The organism is Streptomyces sp. NPDC040610 (genome assembly GCF_055594065.1).
Window position 1 is genome coordinate 490,904 of the sequence record NZ_JBVIXA010000004.1, and the last position, 15,886, is coordinate 506,789.

General features: G+C 71.5%; 12 protein-coding genes. 1 reads left to right on the top strand and 11 read right to left on the bottom strand.

Going from position 1 to position 15,886, the window contains the following annotated elements; translation table 11 throughout:
- Positions 1-9: 9 nt before the first annotated feature.
- The 11 genes from ACZ6AA_RS18060 to ACZ6AA_RS18110 form a co-directional block, all read right to left on the bottom strand.
- On the bottom strand, positions 10-2,703 hold the full coding sequence (locus ACZ6AA_RS18060; RefSeq protein WP_471458865.1) for a serine/threonine-protein kinase: 2,694 nt from the start codon (positions 2,701-2,703) through the stop codon (positions 10-12).
- Entirely contained in the window at positions 2,700-4,019 is a 1,320-nt protein-coding gene (locus ACZ6AA_RS18065) for a hypothetical protein (protein ID WP_468449779.1), read from the bottom strand. Before ACZ6AA_RS18065 ends, ACZ6AA_RS18060 begins: the two co-directional genes overlap by 4 nt.
- Positions 4,020-4,066: 47 nt before the next feature.
- Positions 4,067-5,128 carry a glutamate ABC transporter substrate-binding protein gene (locus ACZ6AA_RS18070; protein WP_471458867.1) on the bottom strand — a complete coding sequence of 354 codons (1,062 nt, stop codon included), beginning with the start codon at positions 5,126-5,128 and terminating at the stop codon, positions 4,067-4,069.
- A gap of 17 nt (positions 5,129-5,145) precedes the next feature.
- On the bottom strand, positions 5,146-6,591 hold the full coding sequence (locus tag ACZ6AA_RS18075; RefSeq protein ID WP_468449777.1) for a hypothetical protein: 1,446 nt from the start codon (positions 6,589-6,591) through the stop codon (positions 5,146-5,148).
- 402 nt (positions 6,592-6,993) lie between these two features.
- Complete coding sequence (locus ACZ6AA_RS18080) at positions 6,994-8,010, bottom strand: N-acetylglucosamine kinase (RefSeq protein ID WP_471458869.1); 1,017 nt, start codon at positions 8,008-8,010, stop codon at positions 6,994-6,996.
- The gene (locus tag ACZ6AA_RS18085; protein WP_471458871.1) at positions 8,001-9,266 is read right to left on the bottom strand and encodes a 6-phospho-beta-glucosidase; all 1,266 of its coding nucleotides are present in this window, start codon (positions 9,264-9,266) and stop codon (positions 8,001-8,003) included. The genes ACZ6AA_RS18080 and ACZ6AA_RS18085 overlap by 10 nt, the downstream gene beginning before the upstream one ends.
- Positions 9,267-9,274: 8 nt before the next feature.
- The gene (locus ACZ6AA_RS18090; protein ID WP_468449774.1) at positions 9,275-10,186 is read right to left on the bottom strand and encodes a carbohydrate ABC transporter permease; all 912 of its coding nucleotides are present in this window, start codon (positions 10,184-10,186) and stop codon (positions 9,275-9,277) included.
- A 6-nt stretch (positions 10,187-10,192) separates the two neighbouring features.
- Positions 10,193-11,128, bottom strand: coding sequence for a carbohydrate ABC transporter permease (locus tag ACZ6AA_RS18095; protein ID WP_468449773.1), 936 nt, complete (start codon positions 11,126-11,128; stop codon positions 10,193-10,195).
- 13 nt (positions 11,129-11,141) lie between these two features.
- Positions 11,142-12,482 carry an ABC transporter substrate-binding protein gene (locus ACZ6AA_RS18100; RefSeq protein WP_471458873.1) on the bottom strand — a complete coding sequence of 447 codons (1,341 nt, stop codon included), beginning with the start codon at positions 12,480-12,482 and terminating at the stop codon, positions 11,142-11,144.
- A gap of 123 nt (positions 12,483-12,605) precedes the next feature.
- On the bottom strand, positions 12,606-13,796 hold the full coding sequence (locus ACZ6AA_RS18105; protein WP_471458875.1) for an ROK family transcriptional regulator: 1,191 nt from the start codon (positions 13,794-13,796) through the stop codon (positions 12,606-12,608).
- A gap of 174 nt (positions 13,797-13,970) precedes the next feature.
- Positions 13,971-15,065: a mechanosensitive ion channel family protein gene (locus ACZ6AA_RS18110; protein WP_468449770.1), complete on the bottom strand. Its 1,095-nt coding sequence runs from the start codon at positions 15,063-15,065 to the stop codon at positions 13,971-13,973.
- 267 nt (positions 15,066-15,332) lie between these two features.
- Between ACZ6AA_RS18110 and ACZ6AA_RS18115 the strand changes: the two genes are divergently transcribed.
- Positions 15,333-15,869: an HNH endonuclease gene (locus ACZ6AA_RS18115; protein ID WP_468449769.1), complete on the top strand. Its 537-nt coding sequence runs from the start codon at positions 15,333-15,335 to the stop codon at positions 15,867-15,869.
- Positions 15,870-15,886: the final 17 nt, after the last annotated feature.

The following is a 15,886-nucleotide window of genomic DNA, read 5'->3' on the forward strand; positions in this document are numbered from 1 at the left end:
GCGCCATCTTCACACCCACGTCCGGGGGCGGAAACGGTTGGCCCGCTCCACCAGTTCGATCCTTTCCTCGCCACCCTGTGCGAGCCGGGCCAGGGTCCGGTACGAACGTTCCAGACCGAACCGGAGGCCCCGCTCGTCCAGCTCGCTGCCGAGCAGTACGGCTCCCGTACGCCCGTCGCCCGCGGCCGCCGAGGGCCCCGAGGACGCTGCGGCATGGCCGGAGTGGTGGCTACCGGAGAGTACCCAGTCGAGCGCCGTACCGAGGACTTCCGTCGAAAGGCGCTCTCTGCGCACCGCGTCGAGGCCGAAGCCCGCGAGCGCCTCGACCTGCCCGGCGGCGGCCGTCAGGTCGTCGAGGAACCGGGCTCCGGGCCCGGTCGCCGTGTCGAACGTCATACGCCGCCGCAGCCGCGCCCGCACCGCGGCGACGCGCGCCGCCGTGTAGTGGATGGACGACTCCGGCACGGACTCCAGCGTACGCACCGCTCCGCTCCGGTCGCCCGTGGCGAGCTGCACCCGGGCGAGCCCGAAGGCGGCGCTGACGTAACTCGGGTCGGTCGCCCACACCAGGCGGTAGTACTCGGCGGCGTTGTCGAGCTGGCCGAGCACCTCCGCGCAGACGCCGAGGGCGAGCTTGGGCGCGGGCTCGCCCGGGAACGCGTCGTACACCGCGTCGAAGGAGAGCGCCGCGATCTCGTGGTCGCCGTTGGTGAGCGAGGCGACGCCGCGGTACCAGATCACCCGCCAGTCGTCGGGGTGGTCGATCTCCAGGGACTCCAGCGTCTTGCCCGCGGCGGCGGGGTCGCCCATGGTGAGCAGCGCCCGCAGCTCGCGCAGGCGCAGCTCGGTGGAGGGCGCGGGGGCGGCCCCGAGCGCGGCGATCAGCTCGGCTCCCGACGAGTCCACGAGCCCGGCGAGGAAACCGGCGTTGGCGTCGCCGGGGTCGACCCGGGGCACGGGCAGGGCGAGCGACGTCACGGGCGCGTCGAGGGTCCGCACCAGCGACACGGGCGCGGTGCCTTCCCCGGCTGCGCCGCGACCGCCGCGACCGGCCCCGCCGGGCGGCGCACCGGCGTCGCCCCCACCACCGCCAGAACCTTCCTCGAACGCCTCAAGACCCAGCACGCTCGCGGCTCCGCCACCGAGGATCCCGTCGTCCCCGGCGCCCTCCGGAGCCCGCACCACCGGCCCCCGCGCCCCGAGCACCGACACCTCCCCGGCCAGCTCCGCGAACAACTCCGTGTCCGTGACCTTCACTTCGGGCCCGAACAGCGTGGACAGCGCGGGCCGGGGTCGCCCGCTCTGCACGGCCACGACCTCCCGCAGCACACCGGTCAGCTGCTCGGCCATCTCCTGGGCGGAGCTGAAGCGCCGGGCCGGGTCGGGGTCCGTGGCCCGGACGAGCAGCCGGTAGAACGACTCGTACGTCCGGAAGACCTCGATGTTGTCCGGGTCGGGCAGCGAGTCCACGAAGACGTTCGTGTAGCCCTGGAAGTCGAAGGTGAGCACGGCCAGCGTGCGCGCGACCGTGTACAGGTCGGAGGCCACCGAGGGGCCGACCTCCGCGACCTCCGGGGCCTGGTAGCCCACGGTGCCGTAGATCGCCGACTCGTCGTCGTCCATGCGGCGGACCGCGCCCATGTCGATGAGCTTGAGCTGGTCCTCGGTCTGGATGGCGTTGTCGACCTTGAAGTCGCAGTACAGCAGGTTGCGGCTGTGCAGATGGCCGAGGGCCTCCAGGGCCTCGATGCCGTACGCGCAGGCCTGCTCGACGGGCAGCGGGTCGCGCTTGCCGGTGGGCGTGCGGCGGCCGTTGGCGATCTCCTTGAGGGACTTGCCGCCGACGTACTCCATGACGATGTAGCCGTCCATGGAGCCGGTGCGCTGGTCCAGGTGCTCGACGAAGTTGTAGATCCGCACGATGTTGGCGTGCTCGATCTCGGCGAGGAAGCGGCGCTCGGAGATCGCCGCGGCCATCGCGTCCTGGTCGCCGGTGTCGAGCAGGCCCTTGAGGACCACCCAGCGGTCGGACACCGCGCGGTCCACGGCGAGATACACCCAGCCGAGGCCGCCGTGCGCGAGACAGCCCACGACCTCGTACTGGCCGTGCACGATGTCGCCCGCGGCCAGCTTCGGCACGAAGGAGTAGGGGTGCCCGCACTTGGTGCAGAAACCTTCCGTGCGGCCGGAGCGCTCACCGCGCGCGCGGCCCACCGGGGCGCCGCAGTCGGAGCGCGAGCAGAACCGCTTCCGCTCGGGCACCTCGGGGTTCTGCTGCACCGCGCCGCGCGGGTCCGGGCGCGGCACCTGCGGCACCGAGACCAGGCCGACGCCGAGCCTGCTGCGGGCCGACGACGCCGCCGACGAGCCGGAGCTGCGCACCGACACCGAACGCGCCGACGTACTGGCCGACGTGGAGCGCGAGAGGCGCCCCGAGACCGAGCGGCGCGACGAGGCGGACCGGGAGGAGCGGGTGCTGCCGCGGGTGCCGCGCGAGCCGACGCTGGACGAGGCCCGCGAGCCCCGGGCGCTGCGCCCGCCGACCGTGATGCCGGTGGCCGGTGAGCCCACCATCCCGCTCGCCGACACGACCGGGGCGAGGCCGCACGTGTCGCAGTACAGCTCGCCGCCGCCCACGTCCTCGTACGAACCCGTGCACTTGGGCCGCTGGCACGGCTGCTGTCCGCCGTTCTCCTCGCTCATGCTTCCCCCCTCCGGTCGGTGGGCCCGCTCTGGTGCGGGACCCTCGGCGCCAGCGTGTCGGCCGCCGCCTGTTGGTAGCGCAACACCGCCTGCTCGGCCACGCGCAGGTCGCAGGGCGCGCTCCAGAGCATGCGGCGCGCCGCGTCGTACCGCTCGATGAGGACCGGGTCCTCCGCGTGGCCGTGCCGGGCGACCTTCGCCTTGTACGCGTCGAGGCGGCCGCGCAGCTCCGCGCGGACCGCGAGCGGCGCGGTGACCGCCGTCAACGACTCGCGGGCGCGCAGCAGTTCGTCCTCGGCCTTCTCCTCCAGGGATTCGAGGAGCGGCGAGAGGCGGTGCCACTGGGCGTTCCTGCGGTAGTCCGCGGCCATCGCGAGCTGCTCCTGGAGCGCCGTGGGCGGCCCGGACACGGCGGGCACCTCGGAGGCGGCGATCTTCGCGAGCACCTCGCCGCGCGCCGAGCGGGCCTCGGCCAGCGTGCGGTCCGCGCGGGACAGCACGTCGCGCAGCCTGCCCAGGCGGGCCTCGGCGTCCTGGCGGACCGTGAGCACGGCGTCGATCTCGCGGCGCACGTCCTCCAGGGCGCGGGCCGCGTGGTCGTAGCGGTCGGTGTGCGGGCGGCCGCCGCCGGGGGCCGAACTGCCGCGCGCGGGCTGCCAGAACGCGAGCGGGTCGGACACGACCTGCTCGCGCAGCGCCGTCAGCTCCCGCGTGATGTGCTCCAGGTCGTCGCCCGAGGGGTGCTCGCCGGGGCGCACGCCGACGGAGTGCGCGAGCTGGCGGGTGCGCTGGAGTTCGGCGGCGAGCAGGTCGATGCGGGCGGGCAGCGCGGACCAGACGGCGTCGGCGGCAACCACCATGTCCAGGGAGTGCGCGTACAGGTCGTTCATGCGCGCGACCAGCTCTTCGAGCGTGAACTGTTCGGTGAGCTTCGCGGGCCCCGTGATCGACGGCGCCGCGCCGGACGCCGAGCCGCCCGCGACGGTGACGCTCCGGCCGCGCAGCAGCCGGGTCAGTTCGAGCAGGTCGTCGCGGTTGGGCCAGCGCCTGCGCTCGCGCACCTCGCGGGCGGTGTTCAGGGCGCCCGCGTACGCGTCGAAGTACGTCCAGAGCAGCGTGATCTGGGCTTCCGTGCCGAGCCAGCGTTCGTGCGTGGTGCCGGTGAGCCGCGCGCCTTCGAGGAGGCGGCGGCCCGCGTGGTCCTGGAGGGCGAGGAGCGACGTCTCGATCGCCTCGTGCTCGGCGTCGAGCCGCACCAGCGCACGGTCCACCTCGTCCCGGTCCATGACAGGGCCGGGGGGTCCCGCGACGCTCATCGATCACCTCTCCGCTCTGCGTTCCGTGTGCTTCGGGTCCTGCGGGATCAGTCCTTGTACTTAGGCTTCGGCGGGCCCGCCGAGTCGCCGAGGTCGTCCGCGAGCCACCTGTCGTAGGAGGCGCGCCAGCCGTCCTTGTCCTTGCGGAAGTCGTCCAGTACGTCGTTCACACGCCGCACCAGGTCGTCCGCGTCCTTCTTCATCGCCACGCCGTAGTACTCCGTGGTGAACGGCTTGGCGCCCTTCAGCTCCACCGTCGGGTCCTGGGCGGCCTGGCCCGCGGCGAGCGCGCTGTCGGTGACCACCGCGTCCACCTCGCCGAGCTGGAGCCTTACCAGGCAGTCGAGTTGGTTCGGCACCGTGGTCCTGATGTCGGCACCGAAGCTGTTCTCCTTGAGGGCCGTCTCCGCCGTGGAGCCCGCCGCGGAGCAGACCTTCTTGCCCTTCAGGGTGGTGTTGTAGCCGGTGATGTCGGAGGTCTTCGGGGCGAGGACCTGCTGGCCGGTCTCGAAGTACGCCGTGGAGAAGGCGACGTCCTTGATGCGGTCGCAGTTGACGGTCATCGTGCGCACGACCATGTCGACCTGGCCGCTCTGGATCGCGGGGATGCGCTGGTTGGTGGGGATCGCGCGGAACACCACGGCGTCGCGGTCGCCGAGCAGCCGCTCCGCGATCTCGTGCGCCAGGTCGATGTCGAAGCCCTCCAGCTTGCCGACGCCCTTGTTGGGGTCGCGGTAGCCCCAGCGGTAGCTGTTCTGGTCGACGCCGACGACGAGCTTCCTGACCTTGCGCTGCTTGATCTTCTCGATCGTCGGGCCGTCCTTGGTGGCGGGCCGCAGGCTGCGCTCGGGCGCCTCGCACTCGTCGGCGCGCGCGGGCGCGGCCTGCGTCAGCCGGTCCGCGTCGGCCGAACCGCCGCCGCCCCCCGGGCCGTTGCCGCCGCGCAGATGCGGCAGCGCGAGGATCAGGGCGGTCGCCAGGAGGCAGGCGAGGGCCATCGAGGCGACCCCGCCCCAGCCGCGCAGGGCCGCGAGGCCGCGGCGCGGGCGCGCCGCGCGCCGGATCGCCGCGGCGACGTGCTGTTCCGTCTCGCCAGGTCGCGTACGCATCGTCCGCGCGCCCCCCATCACCGGTACTCCGAAAGCCTGCGGCCGATGCCGAGCACGGCGGCCGCCGCGCCGACGACCGCGAGCACGGCCGCGCCGATGGGCAGGCCCGTCATGGCGCCCTTGCCGTCCTCGGCGGCCCGCTTGAACTCCCGCTGCTCGTGCGCGAGCGCGACATCGAGGGCCGCGTCCACGTTGTCGAAGGACTCGCCGGTCGGCCGGTCGCTCTTCGCGCCTATGACCTTGTCCAGCGCGCCCTCGTAGTCACCCGAGTCGTCGCTCGCGCGGGCCGACTTGTGGCGGTCCTTCCACTCGGTCACGTTCGCCGCGGCGGCCGCCACGGGGCGCTTGCCCGAGTCGTCGTCGGCCAGCTCCGCCGCCCGGCCGAGCAGCCCCTTCTCGCCCGCCTTCGCGCCCGCGAGGCGCGCCATCTGCCGCTGGTAGGCCACGTCGAACTTGTCCTTCGTGGCGTCGCCCACGACGACGGTCTCGGCGCCTCGGCTGACCAGCGTCAGGTTCTCGTTGCCCCGGGCCTTCAGGGAGCTGATGCGGGCGTCGTTCAGGACGTTCAGGGACTTCACTCCCCGGTCGTAGGACTCGTTCAGGCCGGAGCGGGCGAAGGTGTGTCCGGCGAGCAGCCACAGCAGCGCCACCGCCGCGGCCGTCGTCGCGGCCACCAGGCCCGTGTTGAACACCCGGTTCGTCCGGCGGTAGTTGCGGTGCTGGGCCCAGCCGAGGGCGGCCAGGGCCAGCACTCCGAAGGCGATCGCCAGCCACGGATACGGCTTCGCGTCCGCGTAGTCGTCGGTCAGGCGCTCGTTCTCCGCCTTGTAGAGCTTCTCGGCGGCCGGGAGCATGCGGGTCTGCATCGTGTCGTTCGCGTACCGCAGATAGGCGCCGCCCAGCGGCAGGCCCTGGCGGTTGTTGGCGCGGGCCCGCTCGATCAGGGCCGTGTACTGGGGGAGGAGCTTGTTCAGGCGGCTCACCGACGCCGCCGACGAGGAGTCCGAGCCCGCGTTCGACGCGGCCGTCGCGAGCTTCTCGCTGGCCCGGTCGACGTCCCGCTGATACCGCTCACGGACCTTCGCGGGCTCCTGGCCGCCCGCCAGGAAGCCGCTCGAAGCCGCCGTGTTGGCGTCCGCCAGCGAGCGGTAGATCGCGGCGGCGTCGTTGCTCAGCGGCTGGCTGCGGTTCAGGACGCGGTCCGCCGCGTCCGCCCGGGAGGTCGTCTGCCAGGCCGTGACCGCGCCGAACACCAGGACCAGGGCCGCGAGCATCGCGCCGATGGCGCGCAGTCTGCCCGGCTCCGTCGTCGCCGCCGCGCGCAGGCGGTCCACTCCCTCCGCCCACGCGGTGCCTCGCGCGGGCGTGGGCGCCTGGTGTGGTGGGTGTGCCGCCTGCTGCGTCGGCAGTGGCGGGTGGTTCGGTGCGGGCGCGTGCGGTGGTGCCTGTGGTGGGTGTGTCACCTGACCTCGACCTCCCCCTTGGTCTGTGGACTGCCCTTCTTCCGGGCCGTGGTGGCGGTGGAAGCAGTGCACGGCCGCAAGTATCGCCGTAGGGACTGACATCCGCACAGGGCTTGACTCGATCTTGTGCGGATTGGTCGGCCGTCGGGCGTCTTTGAACACGCCTCGGGGGCGTGTTCGGTTCCCTGTACGAGGGCGGGCCGGGGGCCTTGCCGGAGGCTCCCCAGTCCCGCCCCTTCCCGTAACCAGGGGCGCTGCGCCCCCTGGACCCCAGCCCCCCGCCGATGGCCCCCTCGGGTGGGACGGGCCTCCGCCGAATCGGCGCTTCGCGCCTCGTCCTCAAACGCCGGACGGGCTGAATATTTGCCGGGCCGGGCTGAGGTCTCGGCCCGGCCCGGGGCGCTAGCTGTCCGCGCGGTAGTGCTCCCGTACCCGTGCGTGCACCCGGGCCGGAGCGCCCACCTCGTCCAGGCCCAGGAGGATCGCGCCCAGGACCGGGCGTTCCGTCACCACGCGGGGGGTGGCCTTGGGGGCGCGGTCGGAGAGGAGGGTGCGGATGGCGTTGTCCAGGCGGGGGTGGCGGGCTGCCAGGACGCTGCCGCCCAGGAGGACGGGGGCCGCCTCGTCCAGGAGGTCCAGGCGGGTGAGGGCGACCGCGGACATGGCGACGACCTCCTCGGCCATGCGGTCGACGAGGGAGCAGGCGACGGGGTCGCCGGTGGCGGCGGTCGTGAACAGGACGGGAGTGAGCTCGTGTTGGCGGGCGGGCTCGATGTGGCCGAGGTGGAGGGCCTCGATGAGGGCGTACATGGAGGGCAGGCCGAAGTGTGCGGGGAGGGCCGTCATGAGGGCCGTGGGGCCGCCCCTGCCGTCCTCCGCGCGGGCCGCGTGCCACAGCGCCTCCTGGGCGAGGTGGGCGCCGCCGCCCCAGTCGCCGGAGATCTTGCCGATCGCCGGGAAGCGGGCCGTGCGGCCGTCGGGCAGCATGCCCACGCAGTTGATGCCCGCCCCGCACACCACCGCGACCCCGCGCGGCTCGGCGTCCTCGACCAGACCGGCCCTGAGGATGGCGAAGGTGTCGTTGCGCACGTCCACGCTGGTGCTCCAGCGGCGCCGCCGCAGCGCGGCCGCCAACTCCCGTTCCTCCACCGGGAGATCGGCGTTGGCCAGGCACGCCGAGACATGCCCGACCGAGGGCAGACCGGCCTCGCCGAGGGCGGCGTCGACCGCCTCGGCGAGGCTGTCCACGGCTGTCTCCACGCCGACCAGCGGGGGCTGGAAGCCGCCCCCGCGGGCCGTGCCGACGACCTCGCCGGCCGCCGTGACCACCGCGACGTCGGTCTTGCTGTTGCCCGCGTCGATGGCGAGCAGTGACGTGGACGCCGAAGGGCCCGCGCCGTGCGGTGTGCTCAGGCCCACGCCAGGTGCTCCCGGTTGTGTGCGACGAGATCGTCCGTGAGCTTCTCCGCGTACGCGTACTGACCCACCAGCGGGTGGGCGAGCAGCGCCTTGAAGACGCGGTCGCGGCCGCCGTGCAGGGCGGCGTGCAGCGCCAGGTCCTCGTACGCGGTGACGTTCGCGATCAGGCCGGAGAAGAGGGAGTCGAGGGTGGGGACGGGCAGCGGCGTCGCGCCGGATCCGTCCACGGCCGCCTGGACCTCGATCACGGCGTCGTCGGGGAGGAAGGGCAGCGTGCCGTTGTTGTGGGTGTTGACCACCTGGTACGGGCTGCCGCCTCCGCCCAGGAGCGACGCCGCCAGGTCCACGGCCGCCTCGGAGTAGAACGCGCCGCCCCGCCTGGCGAGCAGCTCCGGCTTCTCGTCCAGGGTCGGGTCGCCGTACATCTTCAGCAACTCGGCCTCCATCGCGGCCACTTCGGCGGCGCGGGAGGGCTTGGTGCGCAGCTCTTGTACGACCGCGTCGTGCTGGTAGTAGTAGCGCAGGTAGTAGGACGGGACGACGCCGAGGCGGTCGACGATGGCCTGCGGCATGTGCAGGTCCTCGGCGATGGCCTCGCCGTGCTCGGCGAGCAGCTTCGGAAGGACGTTCTCGCCGTCGGGGCCGCCCAGGCGCACGCCCAGCTCCCAGGTGAGGTGGTTGAGGCCGACGTGGTCCAGGTGGACCTGGCCGGGCTCGACGCCCAGGTGCGCGGCGAACTTCCGCTGGAAGCCGATGGCGACGTTGCACAGGCCGACGGCCTTGTGCCCGGCCTGGAGCAGGGCGCGGGTGACGATGCCGACGGGGTTGGTGAAGTCGATGATCCAGGCGTTCGGGTTGGTGCGGCGGACGCGCTCGGCGATGTCGAGGACGACGGGGACGGTGCGCAGGGCCTTGGCGAGGCCGCCCGCTCCGGTCGTCTCCTGGCCGACGCAGCCGCACTCCAGGGGCCACGTCTCGTCCTGCTGGCGGGCCGCCTGGCCGCCCACGCGGAGCTGGAGCAGGACCGCGTCGGCGTCGGCGACGCCCGCGTCCACGTCGGACGTGGTGACGATGCGGCCGGGGTGGCCCTGCTTGGCGAAGATGCGGCGGGCGAGGCCGCCGACCAGCTCCAGGCGGTCGGCCGCCGGGTCGACGAGGACGAGTTCCTCGATCGGCAGGGTGTCCCTCAACCGCGCGAATCCGTCGATGAGTTCGGGTGTGTAGGTCGAGCCTCCGCCGACCACTGCGAGCTTCATGTGCTGAATCAGCCCTTTACTCCGGTGAGGGTGACGCCTTCGACGAAGGCCTTCTGTGCGAAGAAGAAGACGACGATGACCGGGGCCATGACCAGCAGCGTCGCCGCCATGGTCATGTTCCAGTTCACCATGTGGGCGCTCTTGAAGGACTCCAGGCCGTAGCTGAGGGTCCAGGAGCCCGGGTCCTGCGCCGCGTAGATCTGCGGGCCGAAGTAGTCGTTCCAGCAGTAGAAGAACTGGAACAGCGCGATCGCCGCGATGCCCGGCTTGGCCATCGGAACGATGATCTTCAGCAGGGTCTTGACCTCGCCGCAGCCGTCGACGCGCGCCGACTCGATGTACTCCTGGGGAATCGTCAGGAGGAACTGGCGAAGGAGGAAGATCGAGTACGCGTCGCCGAACGCCATCGGGATGATCAGCGGCCACAGTGTGCCCGACAGATGGAACTGCTGCGCCCACACCAGGTACATGGGGATCACGATGACCTGCGGCGGCAGCATCATCGTCGAGATGACGAGCAGCATCGCGGTGCGGCGGCCGCGGAAGCGGAACTTGGCGAGCGCGTACGCCACGGGGATCGCCGAGCACACCGTGAAGAGCGTGCCGAGGCCCGCGTACATCAGGGAGTTGCGCCACCAGGTGAGGAAGCCGTCCGTCTCGAAGACGGCCTTGTAGTTCTCCCAGTGCCAGGAGGACGGCCACAGGTCGCCGCTCATCGCCTGCGAGTCGCTCATCACGGACGTCAGGAAGACGAACACGAACGGCAGGACGAACAGCAGGGCCACGGCTATGGCGACGCTGTGCACCGCGATCCAGTGCAGGATCCGCTTGCGGCGGGCGCGGGCGGCCTCCGGTCCGCGCGGCTTGACGGGTGCGGCGGAGGACGCCGTGGCGGGCGCGCTGAGTGTCGTGGAAGTCATCGGGGATCAGTCCTCCGCCGAGAGCAGACCGGAGCGCTTGCGCATCAGCAGCATCGTCACGGCCATGGCGATGACGAAGAGGACGAGCGAGAGGACGCACGCCGCACCGGTGTTGAAGTTCTGGAAGCCCATCTGGTAGACGAGCTGCGGGACCGTGAGGGTCGAGTGGTCCGGATAGCCGGGCTGGATCACCGAGCCGGGTCCGATGGAGACACCGGAGGCGATCTTCCCCGCGACCAGGGCCTGCGTGTAGTACTGCATGGTCTGGACGACACCCGTGACCACGGCGAACATCACGATCGGGGTGATGGACGGCCAGGTCACGTACCGGAACTTCGCCCAGGCGCCCGCGCCGTCGAGCTCGGCCGCCTCGTACTGCTCCTTCGGTACGTCGAGCAGCGCCGCCATGAAGATCACCATCAGGTCGCCGATGCCCCACAGGGAGAGCATCACAAGGGACGGTTTCGACCACGTCGGATCGTTGAACCAGGTGGGCGCCGTGATGCCGATCTTGGAGAGGAGCTCGTTGACCGGCCCCGTGCCCGGGTTCAGGAGGAAGACGAAGGCGACCGTGGCCGCCACCGGCGGGGCGAGATAGGGGATGTAGAAGGCGGTCCGGAAGAACCCGACCCCCGACTTGATCTTCGTGATGAGCAGCCCGAGCGAGAGCCCGAAGACCACCCGCAGCGCCACCATCACCACGACCAGCCACAGCGTGTTCCACAGCGCCGGGCCGAACAGCGGCATCTGCTCGAACACGTACCGCCAGTTCTTCAGGCCCACGAACGTGGGCTCCTTGATCTGGTTGTAGTGCATGAACGAGAAGTAGACGGTGGCGATCAGCGGGTACGCGAAGAAGACGCTGAAGCCGATCAGCCAGGGGGAGAGGAAGCCGAGGACGCGCAGTCTGCGGCGCGCGGGGCGGGAGAGTGACAGGGCCATGGCGGGGCGCTCCTCAGTTCTCTGCCTGGAGGTTGTCGGCGTCGATCTGCTCGTCGAGCTTCTTCAGCGCCTCGCGCAGGTTCTTCTTGCCGCCGGCTTCGACGGAGTACGCGAGGTCCGCGAGCGAGACGATGTAGGAGCCGCCGTTCGTGGACTGCGGGAGCGCCGTGCTGTGCTCGTTCTCCAGGATCTTGAAGAAGGTGCGGAAGCGCTTGTCGGCGTCCAGGCGGGGCGACTTGAGGGCCGCGAAGGTGGACGGCACGTTGTGGATGTCGTTGGCGAGGTCCACGACCTGGTTGGTGTTCGCCGTCAGGAACCTGACCAGTTCCCAGGCGGCGTTCTGCTTCTTGCTGCTGTGCGCGATGCCGAGGACGGTGCCGGTGATGAACCCGCGGCCGTAGCTGTCGGCCTGGTCGTCGGGGACCGGCAGCGGCGCCACGCCCCAGTCGAACTTCGCCTTCTTCTCGTCCAGCATCAGACCGCGCCACTCGCCGTCGAGGTGCATCGCCAGCTTCCCGGTGAGGAAGCCGTTCTGGCTGGACATCTCCTCGCCGAACGTGGCCCGGAACTTCTCCAGGTCGGCGTAGCCGCCCTGCGCCGCGATCAGCTCGTTGGTCGTCTTGAAGTAGTCGTACGTCTTGGGCTCGTCGGCGAGGTTCGACTTGCCGTCGGCGTCGAAGTACCGCGGGCCCCACTGCGCGAAGAGCCGGTCGGGGGCGTTCTGGTAGAGCCGGAAGTTCGGCATGAAACCGACGCGCTTGTACGAGTCCTTGCCGCTGCGCACGGTCAGCTTCGCCGCGGCCTCCTTGAACTCCGACATGGTGCGCGGCGGGCGCGCGATGCCCGCCTCCTTGAAGGCGTCCTTGTTGTAGTACATGCCGAACGCGTCCGCGAGGAACGGCAGCGCGCACTGGTTGCCCTCGTAACTCGTGTAGTCGAGGAGGGTCTTGGGGAACGTCTTCTTCTTGTCGAGGCCGGTCTTCTTCATGAACGGGTCGAGGTTGACCCACATCCCGGAGTCGCAGTACTGGCCGACGTTGTTCGTCGTGAAGGACGACACCACGTCGGGGGCCTCGCCGCCGCCCGCCCTGAGGGCCTGGTTGATGGTCTCGTCGGTGACGTTCCCGATCGCCTTCACATTGATGTTCGGGTGCAGCTTCTCGAACCGCTCGATGCTCGCGTTGATCGCCTTGACTTCACCGGGGGCCGACCAGCCGTGCCAGAACTTCAGCGTCACGGGCTTGGTCGGGTCGTCGTCGGCGCTGCCGGTGCTCGGGTTGGCGCAGCCGGACAGGAGCAGTCCGGCGGCGGCGAGCGCGACCGGCACACGTGCGGGTATTCGCCATCGCGGCATGGCGGACGTCCTTTGCGGGAGGCGGTGTCGGGGAGAAGACGGGAGGGGACGGGGAGAAGACGGAGAGGGGACGGGGAGTGGACGGGGCGGGGTGCGGGCGGTGGGACTCGCTGTGGCGAGCGCTCAGGCGGTGTCGAAAAGGGTGTCGCGGGCCTGGGTGAGGGCGGTGCGCAGGGCGCCGGTGAGGATCGGGTCGCCGTCCAGCTCGCTGATGCGCAGGAGCGGGCGCGGCAGGGCGAGGCCGGTCATCTCCTCCTTGACGCGCAGGCGCAGCTCCTCGCCGCCCGCCTGGGCCACCTGGCCGGACAGGACGACGAGTTCGGGGTCGACGACCGCCACGACCGCGGCGAGGCCGGTGGCGATGTGCCCGGCGAGCTCGTCGCGCGCGGCGGGGTCGGCGAGCGCCTCGGTGAGCGGCTTGCCGCCCGCGCGCTCGCGGACCACGGCACCGGAGACGAGGCTCTCGAAGCCGCCCCGGTACGCGTCCGGCGCCGCCTCCGGGCCGCCGCGCAGCAGCGGGGCGCCCGGCACCGGCATGTAGCCGATCTCGCCCGCGCCGCCGGTCGCGCCGCGAAGGAGCACGCCGCCGAGCACGATCGCCGCGCCCACGCCCTCGTCCAGCCAGGCGAGCACGAAGTTGTCGTTGTCCTGCGCCGCGCCCTCGTACTGCTCGGCGATGGCGGCGAGGTTCACGTCGTTCTCGATGGTCACCGGGGTGCCGAGGACCTCGGCCAGCTCGGCGCGCAGGGTGCGCGAGTGCCAGCCGGGCAGGTGCGGGGCGTAGCGGAGCTGGCCGCTGTGCGGGTCGATGGCGCCGGGTGTGCCGATGACGGTGGCGCGCAGGTCGTGGTGGCCGAGCCCGGCCTTGGCGAGGGCGCCGTCCACGGCCTCCACGACCAGCTGGGCGGTGCGGTGGCGCACGTCCTCGGCGACCGGCTTCTCGGGGTAGGCCTCGATGCGCTGCCGGCCCACCTCGCGCCCGGTGATGTCGGCGACCAGGGCGGTGATGCCGGTGGGGTCGGCGGACAGGGCGGCGACGTGGCCGACGGCCGGGTCGATCTCGTACAGGACGGCGTTGGGGCCAGGGCGGCCGCTCTGGCGGCCGGTGGTGCGGACGAGCCCCGCCGACTCCAGGCGGCTCAGCAGCTGCGAGGTGGTGGGCTTGGACAGGCCGGTCAGCTCGCCGATGCGGGTACGGGTGAGCGGGCCGTGGGCGGCGAGCAGGTCGAGCGCGGCGCGGTCGTTCATGGCGCGGAGCACGCGGGGCGTGCCCGGCACGCCGGGAGACCCATTGGATGGGGTGGTTCCAGCCATCGCTGACGACACCTGCCCTTCGGCGGCCCGCCTTCCCCACTTCACTGTTAGGAAGGCTTCCTATTTGATGCGAGGAACGTAAAGGCCCATGAAGGGGGCGTCAAGAGAGAGCGCCCCCGAGGCAACCAACTCGTTACCTGCGGGGGCGCTGTCGTACGGGGTGCTGACGGGCGGCTACTTCGACAGGTTCGGCGGCGGGACTATCGGCGACGCCGCCAGGGACTGCGGGGACGTCGAGGAGGCGTACGCGGACGGGGCCGCCATGCCCGCCGTCGGGTCCGGGGCCTGGGCCACGCCGCCGTCCGGCAGCATCGGCAGGCCGCCCACCAGACGGATGCCCTCCGCGTCGAAGGCCCGCTTGATGCGCCAGCGCAGCTCCCGCTCCACGCCGAGCGACTTGCCCGGCATGGTCTTGGCGGACACCCGCACCACCATCTGGTCGATCAGCACGCTGTCCAGGCCGAGCACCTCGACCGGACCCCACAACTGCTCGTTCCACGGCTCGTCCTTGCCGAGCCGCTCGCCGACCTCGCCGAGGACGCGCTTGACCTTGTCCAGGTCCTCGTCCGGGCGCACCGTCACATCGACACCGGCCGTCGACCAGCCCTGGGAGAGGTTGCCGATGCGCTTGACCTCGCCGTTGCGGACGTACCAGATCTCGCCGTCGTCGCCGCGCAGCTTGGTCACGCGCAGCCCCACCTCGATGACCTCGCCGGAGGCCACCCCGGCGTCGATGGAGTCACCGACGCCGTACTGGTCCTCCAGGATCATGAAGACGCCGGACAGGAAGTCCGTGACCAGGTTGCGGGCGCCGAAACCGATCGCGACACCCGCGACACCCGCGGACGCGAGCAGCGGCGCCAGATTGATCTGGAACGTGCCGAGGATCATCAGCGCGGCCGTGCCGAGGATCAGGAACGACGCCACCGACCGCAGCACCGACCCGATGGCCTGCGAACGCTGCCGCCGCCGCTCCACATTGACGAGCAGCCCGCCCAGCGCGGTGCCGTCCACGGCCTGCGCCGTGCGGTTCATCCGCTCTATCAGCTTGGTGATGGCGCGCCGCACGATCACGCGCAGCACCATCGCGATCACCACGATCAGCAGGATGCGCAGGCCGATGGCGAGCCACGTCGACCAGTTCTCCTCCACCCAACTGGCGGCGTTGGTCGCGCTCTCCTGGGCGTCGTCGAGCGTCACGGGCTTGCGCGTCGGCGTCGGTGTCGGGTCCGGGTCGGCCCCGGCGGCCGACAGGGCGGACAGGAACACGGCTGGTACCTCCAGGCATAGCGGCCTGCCCAGGAGATGCACCGGGCAGACTCACCACACTAACGGGGCATTGTGTGGGGATCGTTGTCATGTTCTAAGGAGAGGCGGTGCTCACCAGCGAGGAAACGTGTCTCCGTCGCAGGTGTGGTCGAAAACACTTCAGGGCCGTTACCGGCTGATGGTGGCGCTACGACCAGGCATGAGGGGAGACTGGCTACAGATCGTCCCGGCGCGAGCCACGCGCCGCCGGCGTACAAGGAGGCATCCGTGCCGCATGTCCTGGTCCTCAACGCGTCGTACGAGCCGCTCGGCGTCGTACCGCTCCGCCGCGCGCTCGTCCTCGTCCTCGAGAACAAGGCCCTCTGCCTCGAGGAGTCCGGCGCCTTCATGCACAGCGCGACCCGCACCATCCCCGCACCCAGCGTGGTCCGGCTCAAGCGCTTCGTGCGGGTCCCTTACCGGGGGCCCGTTCCACTGACCCGCCGTGCCCTGTTCGCCCGCGACGGCGGCCGGTGCATGTACTGCGGTGGCGTCGCAACCAGCGTCGACCACGTCATTCCGCGCAGCCGGGGCGGCCAGCACGCCTGGGACAACGTGGTGGCCTCGTGCCGCCGCTGCAATCACGTCAAGGCCGACCGGCACCTGCTGGAGCTCGGCTGGCGCCTGCGGCACAAACCCGCCCCGCCCTCGGGACTCGCCTGGCGCATCATCGGCACCGGGCATAGGGATCCGCGCTGGCTGCCGTACTTGCAGCCGTTCGGCGCGGACGACGTGATGGCCCGGATCGACGGCATTTCCGCCTAGGAACCGATCCGGGCCTT